The organism is Algoriphagus ornithinivorans (assembly GCF_900115305.1).
Classification (GTDB): Bacteria; Bacteroidota; Bacteroidia; order Cytophagales; family Cyclobacteriaceae; genus Algoriphagus; species Algoriphagus ornithinivorans.
Map to the genome: position 1 here is coordinate 396,354 of NZ_FOVW01000004.1, position 16,089 is coordinate 412,442.

12 protein-coding genes and 1 rRNA gene are annotated in these 16,089 nt (G+C 40.9%); 7 read left to right on the forward strand and 6 right to left on the reverse strand.

The genetic code is table 11. The features are described from left to right. Positions 1 to 134: 134 nt before the first annotated feature. The 6 genes from BM073_RS08110 to BM073_RS08135 form a co-directional block, all read right to left on the reverse strand. Positions 135 to 830, reverse strand: a complete 696-nt coding sequence (locus BM073_RS08110) for a hypothetical protein (protein WP_091653000.1) — start codon at positions 828 to 830, stop codon at positions 135 to 137. 60 nt (positions 831 to 890) lie between these two features. Further along, on the reverse strand, positions 891 to 2,204 hold the full coding sequence (locus BM073_RS08115; RefSeq protein ID WP_091653003.1) for a hypothetical protein: 1,314 nt from the start codon (positions 2,202 to 2,204) through the stop codon (positions 891 to 893). Between the two features lie 21 nt (positions 2,205 to 2,225). Beyond that, complete coding sequence (locus BM073_RS08120) at positions 2,226 to 4,232, reverse strand: alpha-ketoacid dehydrogenase subunit alpha/beta (RefSeq protein WP_091653065.1); 2,007 nt, start codon at positions 4,230 to 4,232, stop codon at positions 2,226 to 2,228. A 789-nt stretch (positions 4,233 to 5,021) separates the two neighbouring features. After that, the gene (locus BM073_RS08125; protein WP_091653005.1) at positions 5,022 to 6,389 is read right to left on the reverse strand and encodes a Gfo/Idh/MocA family protein; all 1,368 of its coding nucleotides are present in this window, start codon (positions 6,387 to 6,389) and stop codon (positions 5,022 to 5,024) included. A 122-nt stretch (positions 6,390 to 6,511) separates the two neighbouring features. Then, positions 6,512 to 7,585: an Ldh family oxidoreductase gene (locus tag BM073_RS08130; protein ID WP_091653008.1), complete on the reverse strand. Its 1,074-nt coding sequence runs from the start codon at positions 7,583 to 7,585 to the stop codon at positions 6,512 to 6,514. Positions 7,586 to 7,652: 67 nt separating this feature from the next. Continuing rightward, positions 7,653 to 8,594: a Ppx/GppA phosphatase family protein gene (locus BM073_RS08135; RefSeq protein ID WP_091653010.1), complete on the reverse strand. Its 942-nt coding sequence runs from the start codon at positions 8,592 to 8,594 to the stop codon at positions 7,653 to 7,655. 188 nt (positions 8,595 to 8,782) lie between these two features. Between BM073_RS08135 and BM073_RS08140 the strand changes: the two genes are divergently transcribed. The 7 genes from BM073_RS08140 to BM073_RS08170 all read left to right on the forward strand — a co-directional run. Beyond that, entirely contained in the window at positions 8,783 to 10,366 is a 1,584-nt protein-coding gene (locus BM073_RS08140; protein WP_091653013.1) for an acyl-CoA carboxylase subunit beta, read from the forward strand. Between the two features lie 160 nt (positions 10,367 to 10,526). Beyond that, entirely contained in the window at positions 10,527 to 11,594 is a 1,068-nt protein-coding gene (locus BM073_RS08145) for a M42 family metallopeptidase (protein ID WP_091653015.1), read from the forward strand. A gap of 78 nt (positions 11,595 to 11,672) precedes the next feature. Then, positions 11,673 to 12,431, forward strand: coding sequence for an ABC transporter substrate-binding protein (locus BM073_RS08150; protein ID WP_091653018.1), 759 nt, complete (start codon positions 11,673 to 11,675; stop codon positions 12,429 to 12,431). A gap of 116 nt (positions 12,432 to 12,547) precedes the next feature. After that, the gene (locus tag BM073_RS08155; protein ID WP_091653021.1) at positions 12,548 to 13,897 is read left to right on the forward strand and encodes a Gfo/Idh/MocA family protein; all 1,350 of its coding nucleotides are present in this window, start codon (positions 12,548 to 12,550) and stop codon (positions 13,895 to 13,897) included. Positions 13,898 to 13,900: 3 nt separating this feature from the next. Beyond that, entirely contained in the window at positions 13,901 to 14,662 is a 762-nt protein-coding gene (locus BM073_RS08160) for a 3-keto-disaccharide hydrolase (protein ID WP_091653024.1), read from the forward strand. Then, positions 14,659 to 15,255: a 3-keto-disaccharide hydrolase gene (locus tag BM073_RS08165; protein WP_091653026.1), complete on the forward strand. Its 597-nt coding sequence runs from the start codon at positions 14,659 to 14,661 to the stop codon at positions 15,253 to 15,255. Before BM073_RS08160 ends, BM073_RS08165 begins: the two co-directional genes overlap by 4 nt. Positions 15,256 to 15,779: 524 nt before the next feature. Next, positions 15,780 to 16,089, forward strand: a 16S ribosomal RNA gene (locus tag BM073_RS08170); the annotation flags it as partial.

Below are 16,089 nucleotides of genomic sequence, written 5' to 3' on the forward strand. Positions count from 1 at the left end.
TTAGCCCAAAGGATCAGAATCCCAAAACTTCGGTCTTCGGTTGCCTGTGTTGAGCGAAGTCGAAGTATCCAATAGATCAAACAAAGAAAATATGGTAAGTGGCAAAATTACGGATAATCAAACCATTGAATTTTCTATCTAAACACATCAATCCCAATAATCCCCACTGAAAAAGTCATGTATTGCAATGGGGATCTTCTGAAATCATAGAGGAAAATTCCTTCATCTGGGTCATAGCTGACATCTCCTTTTTGGAGGAAGCGCACATTACCTCCATCCTGAAAAGTTCCTCTAAGCTCAAGTCTTAGGTTTTCATTAAACCCTAATGGGATTTGAACACCTGTCCCAATCTTATATCCTATGACCCAATCCTCGTAATCTTTGCCACTTTCAATGGACTCAGTTTCAAAAATATTATCACGAATTTTATACCGGGTGTAGAGGTAATTAGTCCCCATTTGAGCTTCTATAAATGGGGTGATTTTGGTATTCACCCAAGGCAAATATCGGAGAACTATCATTCCCGAGGCAAGATTGTTATTCCTTCTCAACCTCAATTCCTGATTAAATCCGGGAAATAGATCATTTCTTTTTTGAAGCTCTGATCCATAAATGCCATAGCTGATTTCCAATCCAACCTGGAGGGGAGTAGTGGGGAATTCATATAGTAGTAAACCAGATACCGAAGGAATGAAAATGGATCCGGTTTCCTGCTTAAATCTTCCTGAAGGAAGCCCTCCATTCAAATGTCCACCAGCCAAAAAGAATTGAGGATAGGCGGTAATTGAAGAAGCTATAAATAAAATAAACCCCAAAAATGCCTTTTTCATTTTTTCACCATTTACCCAATCAACGTTGGTAAAGTGTTTGGGTTTTTGAGATTCCCAAATTTATTGTTTGCTGTAGATAGGTATCCTCAAACCCACATATAAGTCTGTGGAATATGAATTGCTAGCCAAAAGATTGGATAGAATTGAGCCAGAACCCAGCATAACTGGTCCCGCACGAAAGCCTAAACCCCAAGCTGGACCACTCTGATACTGTCTAAAACTTAAAGGTGAATAGATGCTGAACCATTTCTTCTCAAACCTTGGATTCAAGGTGATAAAATTAATCAAACTGGAACTCGGGTTTTCTCCAAATTCTCTCAGGCTTACTGCTGTTTGCAAACTGACAAATAGTCCAGAAGTGACAGGCAAATCCACAAATGCCCGGAATGCTGTTGGCAACTGAAAATCTAGATTTCTTCTACTTTCTGATCCTGGGTAGTTATCTGCCAGAACCTCATCCAAAGTTTTATTTCTAAACTCATCCGAATTAATCGTAGCGTTTAGATCATAGTCAAAAAAGGTGCTGTTATCATAGGAGACTTTCCCTAAATCTGTGATGGAAATCCCTCCTTTTAATTTATAACTAGAAAGAGACTGGTCGCTTGAAGGTATTTTAAAAGAAATTCCTAAATCTGCTCCTAGTCCCGAACTTCCGGAAGAAAGACTGAAAGAATCATTTTCAAAGCCTTCAGTATATGCATAATCCAATGATCCCGAGGTAGTAAGTGCTTTATTGGAAGATGCATAATTAGCTTGCAGTCGTTGGCTATAACCGAAAACGCCTCCTCCTCCGATCAAATATTTAAGCGTAACTCCCGCATTCAATTCCAGTTGGTTGGAATTAATAAGTGTTCTTGCATAGCTCAGACCCACTTCTCCCCAGCCATGTCCCGTTCCCGAAAGTTGCTCAAGAGTTACTCCAAAATCAGAATTGATATCCACAGAGGAGGCTAGGTCATATATTTCCCCATCAAGATTGTAGATATTAAAGAATGTCCTAAATCTCGTACTGATAGCTAATCCGCTAGTTGAATTTAGCTGGAAAAGCGCTGAGGGGCCCAAAACATCTCCATTTCCGAAAAACTTATTTCTTGGATTGGGATTTCTGCTTAAATCTGTGTCAAAATTAAAACCGTCCCGAAAGCTATTCCAGTCACTAAAGTCAATAGCCACATAGTCGTTGCCCAGAAAACCACTGACAGCAAACAGGTTGACATCTAATTTGTAGGAATCATCCTTTGCCAGAGCGGGGTTTTCCAAAACACCAAATATGCCGGAATATTGGCCAATGTTTCCTCCTACGAAATTTTGGGCTTGTAGACTTGTCTTCAGGCAAAGGAGGGAAATGAAAAATGCGAAAGTGATTTTTTTCATAGAAAAGATGGAATATGAAACTTAGTAATTGATAAGACTTTGCAATTTGATTTTAAATCGGTTTTCAGGTAAAAATTGTTTTTCCAAATTAGGAGCAAATGGCACTGCAGTATCCAAACTTCCTTCTCTCATGACAGGAGCATCCAAATCCTGAAAGCAATGCTCTGAAATCCATGCACAGATTTCGGCTCCAATACCTCCTGTGAGGGTATCTTCCTGCAAGAAAATTACTTTTCCTGTTTTTTTAACCGTGCTTTTAACTGCTTCTTGATCCCAAGGAAGAAGGGTTCTCATGTCCAAAATATCTGCAGAAATGGAAAGCTCTTCCACTGCTTTTTTTGCCCAATGAACTCCCATTCCGTAGGTGATGATGGAGACTTGTTCACCTTCTTGGATCAGGTTGGCTTTTCCGATTTCCACCGTGTAATAATCATCCGGGATACTTTCACTGATGGATCGGTAAAGTCCTTTATGCTCGAAATACAAATAAGGGTTCGGGTCTTCCAAGGCCGCATTTAATAAGCCTTTCGCATCGTAGGGATTAGAAGGATAGACAATTTTCAAACCGGGGGTATGAAAAAACCATGCCTCATTAGACTGGGAGTGAAAAGGGCCTGCAGCCATGCCAGCTCCTGTAGGCATTCGAACCACCACATCAGCTTGTTGTCCCCAGCGGTAATGGATTTTAGCCAAATTGTTGACAATCTGATTAAAACCTACGGAGACAAAGTCAGCGAATTGCATTTCAACCATTGCCTTGTATCCTTTAATAGAAAGCCCAAGACCTGCTCCAATGATAGCACTTTCACAGAGAGGGGTGTTTCTTACTCGATCAGCTCCAAATTGCCTTTTGAATCCATCGGTGATTTTAAAAACTCCTCCATACTCTCCTATATCCTGACCCATTAAAATTAAGTTGGGGTACTTTTCCATAGACTGTCGGAGTCCATCACTGATGGCATCTACAAATCGCTTTTCGCTGCTTTTTCCACTATGAGGCTGAATCAGTTTTTGTTCAAATGGAAAATATATGTCAGCTAATTCCTCATTTAGATCCGGAATTATAGCTTCCTCAGCAAATGCTTTTTCCAGCCCATCATTGATTGCTTTTTTGACTTTTTTATTGATTTGCTCTTTGGTTTTTTCGTCAAGCACACCAATGGATTCCAGATAGGCCTCGTAATTGTCTACAGGGTCTAACTTAGCCCAATCTTCCATTAACTGTTTGGGCACATATTTCGTCCCGGAGGCTTCCTCATGTCCTCTCATTCTGAAAGTAATGGCTTCAACCAAAACCGGTCTAGGGTTTTTTCTTATGTCTTCGGCCAGTTCAAGAATGGTTTGAAAAACGTCTAAGACATTGTTGCCTTCAACCCGAACAGTCTCCATGCCATATCCAGGCCCTTTTTCAGTAAAATATTTAAAAGCAAATTGCTCTTCACTTGGGGTAGAAAGTCCATAGCCATTATGCTCGATCACAAAGATTACTGGCAGCTTCCATACGGCTGCGACATTTAGGCCTTCATGAAAGTCACCTTCAGAACTTGCTCCATCTCCTGAAAAAACCAAAGTGACTTTATTTTGCGTGGATAATTTATCCGCTAAAGCGATACCATCCGCAATAGCCAGCTGTGGACCCAAATGGGAAATCATTCCTACGATATGATGCTCGACAGTTCCAAAATGGAAAGATCGATCTCGACCCTTGGTGAAGCCGGATTTTTTACCTTGAAACTGGGCGAAAAGTCGCTCCAAGGGGATATTTCTACCCGTAAAAATCCCCAAGTTCCTGTGCATAGGAAGAATGAATTCATCCTTTTTCAATGCATTGACAGCTCCGATTGAAATAGCTTCCTGTCCCCAACCGCTAAACCATTTACTAATCCTGCCTTGTCGGAGAAGAATGAGCATTTTTTCCTCTATCCTTCTAGGCATAATCAGGGATTCATAGAGATCCAATAATTTTTGGTTACTCAGATTTTTTCGATCAAAATTTAAAGCGGTCGCTTGGGTTGTACTGGTTTCCATAAGGCAAGAATTACCCATCTAAGGTACAAGAAGGGCTTAAAATCTCAAGGGAAATTTTCAGGAAGATTCCTGCAAAGTGGCCCCGACGATTGTCGGGGCTAAAAGTGTAATGCAAGAAGTTAAAAAGTATTTGCTGTACAGTTCAAAATTAGAGAAAAGGACTTGGTCTGCCTTAAATAGGACGTTAAGCTTATTTTAAATAAAAAAGGGTCAATTTATTTTGGGGTAATATTGAGAAAGGGAATTGTTGCAATAGGCAGTTTTAGAAGTTCGGGAACCTTAAATAGAGTTGTCACCAACGGGAGCGAAGCGGTCTCTTAAAAGCAGAATTCTAAAGTGAGAAAGCTGGAAAGGCTGAAATCTAAAGTGAGAAAGCTGAAATGTCTGAATTTTAGCCATTCTTCAAATTGAATATTTGATTTATTTAATAGTCTTAATCCTCCATCAAAAGTTGGCAGTCTTAAGTTAGCAGTAGGCAGTGAACACAGGCCTAAGGAAAGTTAAGAGGCTTCATTGCAAACCCATCAAGATTTTCTGTCCTGATGCTAAACTTTCAGCTTTCGATTTTATTTAATAAAACAACAACTTTTAATCGGTTGAGGCCCACTTTCTCCGGGTTAGGCAGTCTTGTAAAGTCGGGATTCAAGACTTCGAAGAAGGGCTGAAAAATAAGCTGACAAAGGGGGAAGTAGTAATATTCACTCTCTGAGTTCCTCTTAATTTCACTCATTGATCTTTGGGGTAAAACAAAAGTAGGCAATCATAATTGACTGCCTACTTATTACAATATTAAACCTGATCTGGCTCTGGGTGTATATAAGGAGCCCTATATGGTCTTCTCAGTTTTGTGGTAGCTTCCGGGTCTCCAACCACCGTTCTCGTTTTTGGATCATACTTGAGAGGCCTTCCTCCTAATTCCATAGAAATATTTGCCAAAATGCAGGAAGCAGTTGAGATGTGTCCATTTTCAACGTCTGCCACAGGAAGGGTATCAGTCTCAATCGCTTTCAGCCAGTCTTTCATATGTAATCTTGTGGCTGGAGCAGCATTCAATTCTATCCTTTCTTCTGTGACATCTTCTGGATATTGTTCTTTTTCATAGACTACATCATAATGCTTAGGCTCCTCTCCTTCACCATATGGGAAGAAGTCTGCCTGCATGGTACTGCCAGCGAGCATTCCCTTTTCTCCATAGATTTTAAAGGCCCAAGGATATTCAGGATCGGCAGGATTACCCCAAGTTCTATGTTGCCAGACTACTTCCAGTTCGGGGAATTGAAAAATGGCAGTTTGTGTATCTGAAATATTGGATTTGCCTTCCTTTTGAACATAAATGCCTCCGGTGGAGGTGACCTGAGTCGGCCAGCCCAACTGGAGCATCCATCTAACTGTATCCAGCATGTGTACACACATATCACCGGTAATACCATTTCCATATTCCATGAATGTCCTCCACCAGCGGATATGAGGTAATCCATCATAGGGTCTCAAGGGTGCCGGGCCAGTCCACAACTCGTAATTGAAAAAGTCGGGTACCGGCTCCACTGGAGGGTTTCCATTAGCTCTCATGTGGAAATAACAGCATACTTCTGCATGGCTTATCTTTCCAAGTTTGCCCGTATCAATAATCTCTTTTTTAGCCTGAATGAGATGAGGGGTTGATTTTCGCTGGGTTCCAATCTGAACTTTTCTATCGTACTTCCTCGCAGCAGCTAAAATAGCTTCACCCTCAATGACATCTACTGAGATAGGCTTTTGCAGATAAACATGGGCTCCTGCCTTGAGGGCATCAATAGCCATTAAAGCATGCCAATGATCCGGAGAGCCAATTAAAACATACTCAGGCTTTTCTTTTTTCAGGAGCTCCTGATAATCTTCGTACAAGGCAGGTACTTTCTTGGATTTTTGACGTTCTGAAACAAGCTTTCCAGCAGCTTCCAGAATACGCCGATCGGGGTCAGCTAATCCCACTACTTCCACATCTGCAACTTGGATCAGTCTGAAAAGATCGGATTTCCCGTACCATCCTGTTCCTATAAGGGCAACCCGAATTGGGCCTGTTTGATCTTTGAAGTCCATGCCCAGCAGTCCAAAACTTGCAAGGGTCATTAATGCAGAAGAGCCTTTTAAAAAGTCTCGGCGGTTGAATTGATTCATAGGTAATTGGGTTTGAGATAATTGCTAAAAACAAGATACAAAAAGTGCTCAATTCAACAAATGAGGATGGGATAGGCGGAGTTCAATAAAAAAGCTCAGTATTTACCGAGCTCTCTTTTCATTTAAAATTTTACCCCAAACTTTTCTCCCAACTCAGTCAAATCTTTGACCACAGGATCCAATAAAGGGATTCCGTCTTTTCTTCTTTGTTCTTCTAATTCTCTTTCCGGATCACCAGGAATCAAAACTTTTTCATTTCCGGGAGTTGGTTTGGCTGATCTAAATCTTCTGATCCAATTGTCCATATGAGACTTAAATTCATCTGCCGGTCTAAATGCATCCACACGCATAGCACCAAAAAAGTGTCCTATTCCTTCACCTACCGGATTGGGGTCAGGCTCTAAAAAAGCTACGAAAGGAGGGACCCATGGCCCATAATTAGCTCCCGAAAGTACCGCCGAGAAAATATCAACAATAGAGCCCAACGCATACCCTTTATGGGAACCATGCTCTCTATCCCCTCCTAATGGGAGCAAGGCACCTCCATCTTTTACTCCATTAGCAGAGGTAGTAGGAAGACCTTCTTTATCCTGAATCCAGCCTTCAGGTGCATCTTTTCCTTTCCGTTGAAGAATCTCTAATTTCCCGTTAGCTGCTGTGGTTGTAGCCATATCTGCTACAAAAGGAGGCTCTTGATCTGCCGGGATGGCTACTGAAATTGGATTGGTACCTAATAGTCTTTCCTTTGAAAAAGTAGGGCTAACTAAGGGGCTAGCATTAGTCAAAGAAATTCCAATCATATCGTGATCCAAAGCCATCATTGAATGGTATCCAGCAATTCCATAATGGTTAGAGTTTCTGACGGAAACCCAGCCTGTTCCTGCTTTACTTGCTTTCTCGATAGCCACATTCATGGCATAGGGAGCGACCACTAATCCCAATCCTCCATCCCCATCGACTACCGCTGTGGATGGACTCTCATGGACAATTCGAATATTGGGATTGGTATTGATCCTACCTTTTTCCCATAGCCTCACATAGCCTGAAAGTCTAGCAACTCCATGGCTATCTACGCCTCTCATATCTGCTGAAAGCAAGACCTCGGCCCCAATTTGGGCATGAACCTCGGGACAGCCGATTTTGATCAGCATATCATGAGTAAACTTATAGAGTTGGTCGTAAGTAAAAATAGCCATAGGTCAATCAGTCTAGGTTTCGATGTACAAAACAAAGATAACAGGATTGAGAAGAAATAGGCAGGATTTAGGAGGTAGTTACCTGTTTTAAAAGAGTGGAGATAGCTCCTTCTTTCAACGCATAATGAGAACAAGTCATAGAATCCACAGGTACATAGCGCAAGATGAAATCAATCAGAGTAGAGGCTACCACTATCATATCAACTCGCATAGGAATCATACCGGGAATCTGTAATCTTTCCTCCCGATTGAGAGTCAGGAGCATTTGATGAATTCTGTGAAACTCTGGACTAGGTAGCTCAAATACATGTTGTCCAGTTAGTTTACACTGCAGCATAGACTCGAAATAGATATCTGTCAATGTATCAAAAGTACCGGAGGCGCCTACCAAGCTGCTGGGTCGGTGGGTTTTGATAGCTTCTAAAAGTGGTTGTAATTTTTCCTCTAGATAGTCATAGAGTCTGAGTATTTCATCAGGCAAGATAGGATCATGGTGATGAAATAATTCCAATAATCGCTGACCACCAATTTCAAAACTTTTTTTCCAAAAAACCTCTTCAGAGTTTCCGATGATAAATTCCACAGACCCTCCGCCTATATCCATCATCAATTCAGTTTGTCCGTTTAGAGAGCCCGATAATTTGATGCCTTCATAAATCATCATCGCTTCCTCCTCTCCGGAAATCACCTTGATATCAATGTTGAGAGTTTTGCGGACCTCGTCTACAAATTCTTGTCCGTTTTGGGCATTTCTGACAGCGCTGGTTGCAAAAGCAAAAACATGTTCGATTTTTTCTCCATCAATCATGTTTCTAAAGTGGCGAAGCGTGTGGTAAGCTCTTTTGAGAGCCTCAGGAGCAATTCTGTCCTGATTGATTCCTCCTTGACCGAGTTTTACAGGGATTTTCTCCTTGTAGATTGTCTTGAAATCTCCATCATTAATTTCAACCAATAGCAAGTGAAATGTATTGGTTCCCATATCTATCACCGCGGCCTTTCGGGTACTCATAAGCTGCCAAAATTTTGGATGGGCGAATATAGAAACTAATTCTAAAAACCATTGAGAATTCAAATTTTAATTGTCATTTATTTCAGAAGGTTATGTTGCTTTAGAAAAGATTATTCTCTCACTCTTCAGGATATTTTTTTCCGCCTTGACAAAGCCTGTTATATTTGGCTAACACAAAGGATTCTTTCATGGAAAATCAGAATAAACCCATTTATACCGCTCCGGGAAATCAGGAGAAAATAGATTTATTAAAAAAGAAAAATGAAGAGGCATTACTGGGCGGAGGAGAAGCCCGGATAGCTGCACAGCATAAGAAAGGGAAGCTCACTGCAAGAGAGCGAATTGATTTGCTACTTGATGAGGGCTCATTCCAAGAAGTAGACAAGTTTGTTATGCACAGAGCCAAAGATTTTGGCTTGGATAAAGAGCATTACTTGGGCGACGGGGTAGTGACTGGATATGGGGAAATTCACGGGCGTTTGGTATACGTGTTTTCTCAGGATTTTACGGTTTTTGGGGGCTCACTTTCTGAAACCCACGCAGAAAAAATCTGTAAAATCATGGACATGGCCATGAAAAACGGGGCTCCTGTGATTGGTTTGAATGATTCTGGAGGAGCAAGAATTCAAGAAGGAGTTAACTCTCTAGGTGGCTATGCCGATATATTTTACAGGAATACTCTTGCTTCGGGGGTGATTCCTCAGCTTTCTGCTATTATGGGACCTTGTGCAGGAGGAGCTGTTTACTCTCCAGCCATTACGGATTTTATTTTGATGGTTGAGAATACCTCATATATGTTTGTAACTGGGCCTAATGTTGTAAAAACAGTGACGCAGGAAAATGTAACTGCTGAAGAATTAGGGGGTGCTTCTGCGCACAGTACCAAATCTGGAGTAACTCATTTCTCCTGTAAAAATGAGGTAGAGTGTATCCGCCATATCAAAGAAATTCTCAGCTATATCCCTCAAAACTGCGAAGAAATTGCCCCAGTGTATCCTTACGAAATGAAGGATGATGAGAGCAGAGCAGAGTTGGACTCTATTGTTCCTGAAAATCCAAATCATCCTTATGACATTCGTGATGCTGTTAGAGGAATTGTTGATGCTGACTCATTTTTAGAAGTTCATGAGAATTATGCAGATAATATAGTAGTAGGCTTTGCCAGATTAGCTGGGAGGAGTATTGGGATCGTTGGAAACCAGCCTCAGTCAATGGCAGGGGTTTTGGACAATCATGCTTCTATCAAAGCGGCACGTTTTGTAAGATTTTGCGATAGCTTTAATGTACCCCTATTGGTCTTGGTTGATGTTCCTGGATTCTTACCCGGTACAGACCAAGAGTGGAACGGTATAATTACAAATGGAGCAAAATTGCTTTACGCCTTTTCTGAGGCCACAGTCCCAAGAATTACTGTGATTACCAGAAAAGCCTATGGGGGTGCTTATGACGTAATGAACTCCAAGCACATAGGAGCTGACTTGAATTTTGCTTGGCCAACTGCTGAAATTGCAGTGATGGGAGCAAAGGGTGCTTCTGAAATAATTTTCCGAAAAGAGATTGCGGAAGCGGAAGATCCTGAAGCAAAATTGCAGGAGAAAGTGGATGATTATACAGCCAAGTTTGCCAATCCATATCGTGCAGCGCACAGAGGCTTTATAGACGAGGTCATCATTCCGTCAGAAACCCGAACCAAATTAATCAAGGCATTCAAAATGCTGGAAAATAAAGTGGATAAGCTTCCTAGGAAAAAGCATGGTAATATTCCGTTGTAGTAAGCTTGTATTGAAGTTTTCGTTTTCTTTTAGAGGCCCACAATGCTGTCAGAAAGCAATTGGGAACATTGAATGCTGAACTTTGAACCATTAATATCGAACATCGAATGATGAATGTCGAATAATCAAGTTTTATAAGAAGTAATCTTTAATACAAAACATGAACATCGAAACCACATTTCTTCACAAATACCTCAACAACGCCTCCCCAACTGGCTTTGAAGCATCAGGGCAGCAGATTTGGCTGGATTATATCAAACCTTTTACAGACACTTATTTTACGGATAACTATGGTACTGCTGTGGGTGTCATTAATCCAGAGGCTAAATTTAAAGTAGTCATTGAAGCGCATGCTGATGAAATCAGCTGGTTTGTCAATTATATAAAAGATGATGGCTATATCTATGTGCGTAGAAATGGTGGATCCGATCACATGATCGCCCCTTCTATGCGGGTAAATATTCATACTGACAAAGGAATTATTCCGGGGGTTTTTGGCTGGCCAGCTATTCACGTTAGAAAAGAAGGAAAAGAGGATGCACCTACATTGGATAATATATTTATAGATGTAGGAGCCAGATCCAAAGAGGAAGTAGAAAAAATGGGAATCCATGTGGGATGCGTGATCACATTCAAAGATGAATTAATCGAGCTGAACAATAAATTCTATTCTGGCAGGGCATTGGATAACAGAATCGGAGGCTACATGATTGCGCAAGTAGCCAAAAAAATCAAAGAGTCTGGTAAAAAGCTTCCTTTTGGATTATATGTGGTCAATGCCGTTCAGGAAGAAATTGGTCTTCGAGGTGCAGAAATGATCGCTCATAGAATCAAACCGAATGTCGCTATTATAACAGATGTATGTCATGATACCACTGCACCTTTATATAATAAGGTAACTAGCGGAGATCAGACTGCAGGAAAAGGGCCTGTTCTTACCTATGGAGCCTCAGTTCACAAAAAATTGCTAGACCTCATTATTGAAACTGCAAAAAAGAAGGAAATTCCATTTCAAAGAGCCGCAGCTTCCAGAAGTACCGGTACAGATACGGATGCCTTCGCATATTCAAATGAGGGTGTTCCTTCTGCCTTGATTTCTTTGCCTTTAAAATATATGCATACTACCGTAGAGACGGCCAGTAAGGATGATATCGAACAGGTGATCAATTTGATGTTTGAATTCCTAATGGAATTTGATCCGTCTTTTGATTTTAGATATATTAGTTAATAGTATGTTGGTTATTAGTTATTTGGATAAAGAGTTTAAGCCTATTACCAGTAACTAATAACCAATATCTTTTTTCAAATGGAATTCACTGACCAACTTAACAGAACAATTTTTCTTCCGCATCCTCCCAAGCGGATTGTTTCTTTGGTTCCATCTCAGACAGAGCTTTTGGTTGACTTAGACCTGGAGGATAGAATAGTTGGGGTCACCAAATTTTGTATTCATCCCAAAGGCCTTAAGAAATCAAAAGCTATAGTGGGAGGGACCAAAAATTATAGGTTTGAAGTCATTGAGGAATTGAAACCCGATCTGATCATAGGGAATAAAGAGGAAAACGATCAAAAAGGCATAGAAAAACTTGCTGAGCGATTTCCTATATGGATGTCGGATATTTTTAAAGTTTCAGACGCGCTGGAAATGATTCGCTCAATCGGTGAATTGACCGGATCCCAGGAAAAAGCCGAAGAGCTTAGTATTCAGATTTCTAAAGAATTTTTAAAACCAATGCCTGGGAAGGGAAGGGCTGTATACCTTATTTGGAATAAGCCTATGATGGCTGCAGGGAGAAATACATTTATCGATGAAATGTTAAGATATGCAGGCTTTGAAAATGTAGTTGCTCAGGATAGATATCCTGAATTGAGCATTGAAGAAATTAAGGGTCTAGATCCTGAATGGATTTTATTAAGCTCAGAGCCATTTCCTTTCAAAGAGAAACATATCAAAGAATTTGAAGGGCTTTTTCCGAAGAAGAAAATCAAAATTGTAGATGGGGAAATGTTTTCTTGGTATGGCTCAAGATTATTGAAAAGTAAAAGGTATTTTCAAAGCCTTTAGAAAGCCATAAAATTATCATTCACCTTATCGATGTGAAAAATTTTATTTTCTAAGCATACTTTTTTAAAAATTTCAAGTAACTTTTCGATTCAATTAACCATAAACCTATTCAGATAATGAAGAATAACAGAAGGAGTTTTTTGAAAAAACTGGGCTTGACTGCTGGGACAGCAGCAATTGCACCCGCTGTTTTTGCAAATGACCAACCGGATATCCAATTTCTCAATAGAAATACGACTTGGGATGCTGCTCAGCCTATACGTTTGGGCTTGATCGGTGCGGGCATTATGGGGACGGAAGATATGAATACGGCCCTTCGTCATGCCAACGTTCAAATGACAGCAGTTTGTGATTTGTACGATGGAAGATTGGAATCTGCCAAACAAAAATGGGGATCCAATATCTTCACAACCAAAGATCATAAGGAATTACTTAAGCGTTCGGATGTAGATGCGGTAATCATTGCTACCCCTGATCATTGGCATAAGCAAATATCTATTGATGCCATGAACGCAGGAAAGCATGTATACTGTGAAAAGCCTATGGTTCACAGTGTGGCTCAAGGGATGGATGTAATCAATGCATGGAAGAAGTCCGGTAAGGTGATGGTTGTTGGTTCCCAAGGCTTATCATCGCTTGGAAATGAAAAAGCAAAAGAACTTTTAGCCGCTGGAGTAATAGGGGATATTGTATATGCAGAAGGATTCTGGGCAAGAATGTCCCCAGAAGGGGCTTGGCAGTACAATGTTCCTGCTGATGGAAGCCCAAAAACAGTAGACTGGAAGAGGTATATTTCCAATACTTCAGATAGGGAATGGGATCCATTGAGATTTTTTAGATGGAGAAACTACTTGGATTATGGAACAGGAATGTCAGGGGATCTTTTCGTCCACCTTTTTTCCAGTCTTCATTTTATTACCAATTCCAAAGGCCCAAGTAAGGTTTCTTCTATGGGGGGATTGAGATATTGGAAAGATGGAAGAGAAGTGCCTGATGTACTATTAGGTTCTTTTGATTACCCTGAAACTCCTGAGCATCCTGGATTTAATCTGTCATTGAGATGTAATTTTGTAGACGGAACCAGCGGTACAACTTATCTGAGAATCGTTGGTACTAAAGGCTCAATGGATGTGAAGTGGGAAGAGGTGGTAGTGAAGTTAAATCAAAATGCCGAGAGCGATGATCCTTTTATGAAAGAGCAGGCAAAACTACGTGCTGCTTCAGGTCAGGAGGAGAGAGCTAAAATTTTACCACCTAGAGAAACATCTTACACAGCTGAGAGATCTTGGAAAGGTGCACATTACGATCATTTCGGAAACTGGTTTAATGCGATCAGGACAGGAGGAACTGTAGTAGAAGATCCCGTTTTCGGGTTCAGAGCTGCGGCACCTGCGCTATTGTGTAATGATTCTTATTTCCAGGATAAATTTATCAAATGGGATCCAGTAAATATGAAATTAGTATAAGCTATGAAAACTAGAATAATAACAGGAGCTTTTTTGGCAGCAATTATTTGGGCATGCGGTCCAAATGAGCCAAAAGAAACAATTGAAGAAGTTGAAGAGGTAGTAGTTCCGGACAATACTTTGACCGAGGAAGAGCGGTCTGAGGGGTGGATGCTATTATTTGATGGGCAATCTATGGAAGGTTGGCGTGCTTTTAATGGAGACACAACTCCCTCTAACTGGATTATTGAGGATGGAGCTATGAAAGGACTGGGTGCGACCGGTGGAAGTGATATTGGCGGAGATATTGTATTTGGACCAATGGAATTTGAAGAATTTGAGTTGGAGTTTACTTGGAAAATTTCTCCCGGGGGAAATAGCGGGGTGTTTTATCACGTAGTGGAGGGACCAAATTACAAAGCTCCATATTATACGGGTCCGGAATATCAGGTGATAGACCAATTAGGTTTTGAGGGACCCTTAGAAAAATGGCAGTCCCTGGCTGGTGATTATGCGATGTATGAGCCGGATTTTGAAGGAGTAGTTAAGCCTGCGGGAGAATGGAATGTTTCCAAAATAATATTCTCAGAAGAAGGGGCGAGTTATTGGTTGAATGGAAAGAAGACTGTAGAGTTTGTTCCTTACTCTGAAGATTGGACAGCAAGAAGAAATTCTGGTAAGTGGAATGACTTCCCGGACTATAAAATTGCCCGTAAGGGATTGATTGCTTTGCAGGATCATGGTGACCCTGTTTGGTTTAAAAATATTAAGATTAGAACTCTATGAGAAAATTATTGATATGCCTGATGCTGTTGGGGATGACCCAGGTGTCTTTTGTGCAAAAAAAAGAAAAGCTGTTTAATGGGAAAAATCTGGATGGATGGATAATCTATGGAACAGAAAAATGGTACGTGGAAGATGGTCTATTGGTCTCAGAAAGTGGTCCGGACAAAGGATACGGATATTTAGGAACCGAGAAAAACTACGATGATTTCGAAATTACTTTAGAATTTAAGCAAGAGGCTAATGGAAACAGTGGGGTTTTTATTCGTTCAACAGTGGACGGCACCAAAGTTTCTGGTTGGCAAGTGGAGGTAGCTCCTCCCGGAAGCGATACCGGAGGAATTTATGAGTCTTATGGAAGGGGATGGTTGATCAAGCCAGATCCTGAAAAAGACAAAGCTTTGAAATTTGGAGATTGGAATAAGATGAGAATTGTAGTAAAAGGGGATAATGTCACATCTTATTTGAATGGGGTAGAGATGGTCAACTTTTCTGATCCAAAGATAGGAGAAGGAAAAGGCGGAGTTTTATTACAAATCCACGATGGAGGAGGTATAAAAGTATACTGGCGAAATATCGTTTTGAAAAAGCTCTGATTTTCCCAAATAAGTTAGAATTCATGCCCTGAGGATTTGTTCTTCAGGGCAATTTTTTTCTTGATATTTTTTCCTTTTCGTTCTCAGGCTTTTAGGAGAAATCCTTGAATATTTCTTAGCTAGCTATTGTATCCTGAAATAATCCCCCGATATTTGCACTCCCAATCGACGCAAACGGCGCGGGGGAAAATTGAAAGGCGGAGTGAAAAGAAGAAGCTAGACACCGAGGGGTGTTTGGATCTGTGAAAGTGGGAAGAAAAAGAAAAAACATTTTTTTCAGATTCTTTTTGCAAACGGAAAAACTTCTACTACCTTTGCACTCCTGTTCGGAAGGAACGGGGAAAACAAAAATAAAAAAAACGGGGAAAACGAAGCTGTGAGGCGGTTTTTCTGACAGTGTTGCCGAATGAGGCGACGCAAGTTCTTTGAAGTGATGTAAGGCGAAAAAATAATAACCTGAGAGAGAAAGACAGGGAGGCTGGTATATATGCTTTGTATATCAGTTGTGTATAGTTAGATAATTTACAATGGAGAGTTTGATCCTGGCTCAGGATGAACGCTAGCGGCAGGCCTAATACATGCAAGTCGAACGGTAGACATCTTTCGGGATGTTGAGAGTGGCGCACGGGTGCGTAACACGTATGCAACCTACCTTTTACAGGGGGATAGCCCGGAGAAATTCGGATTAATACCCCATGGCACTATTGAATGGCATCATGAGATAGTTAAAGATTTATCGGTAAGAGATGGGCATGCGTCTGATTAGCTAGTTGGCGGTGTAACGGACCACCAAGGCGACGATCAGTAGGGGTTCTGAGAGGAAGGTCCCCCACA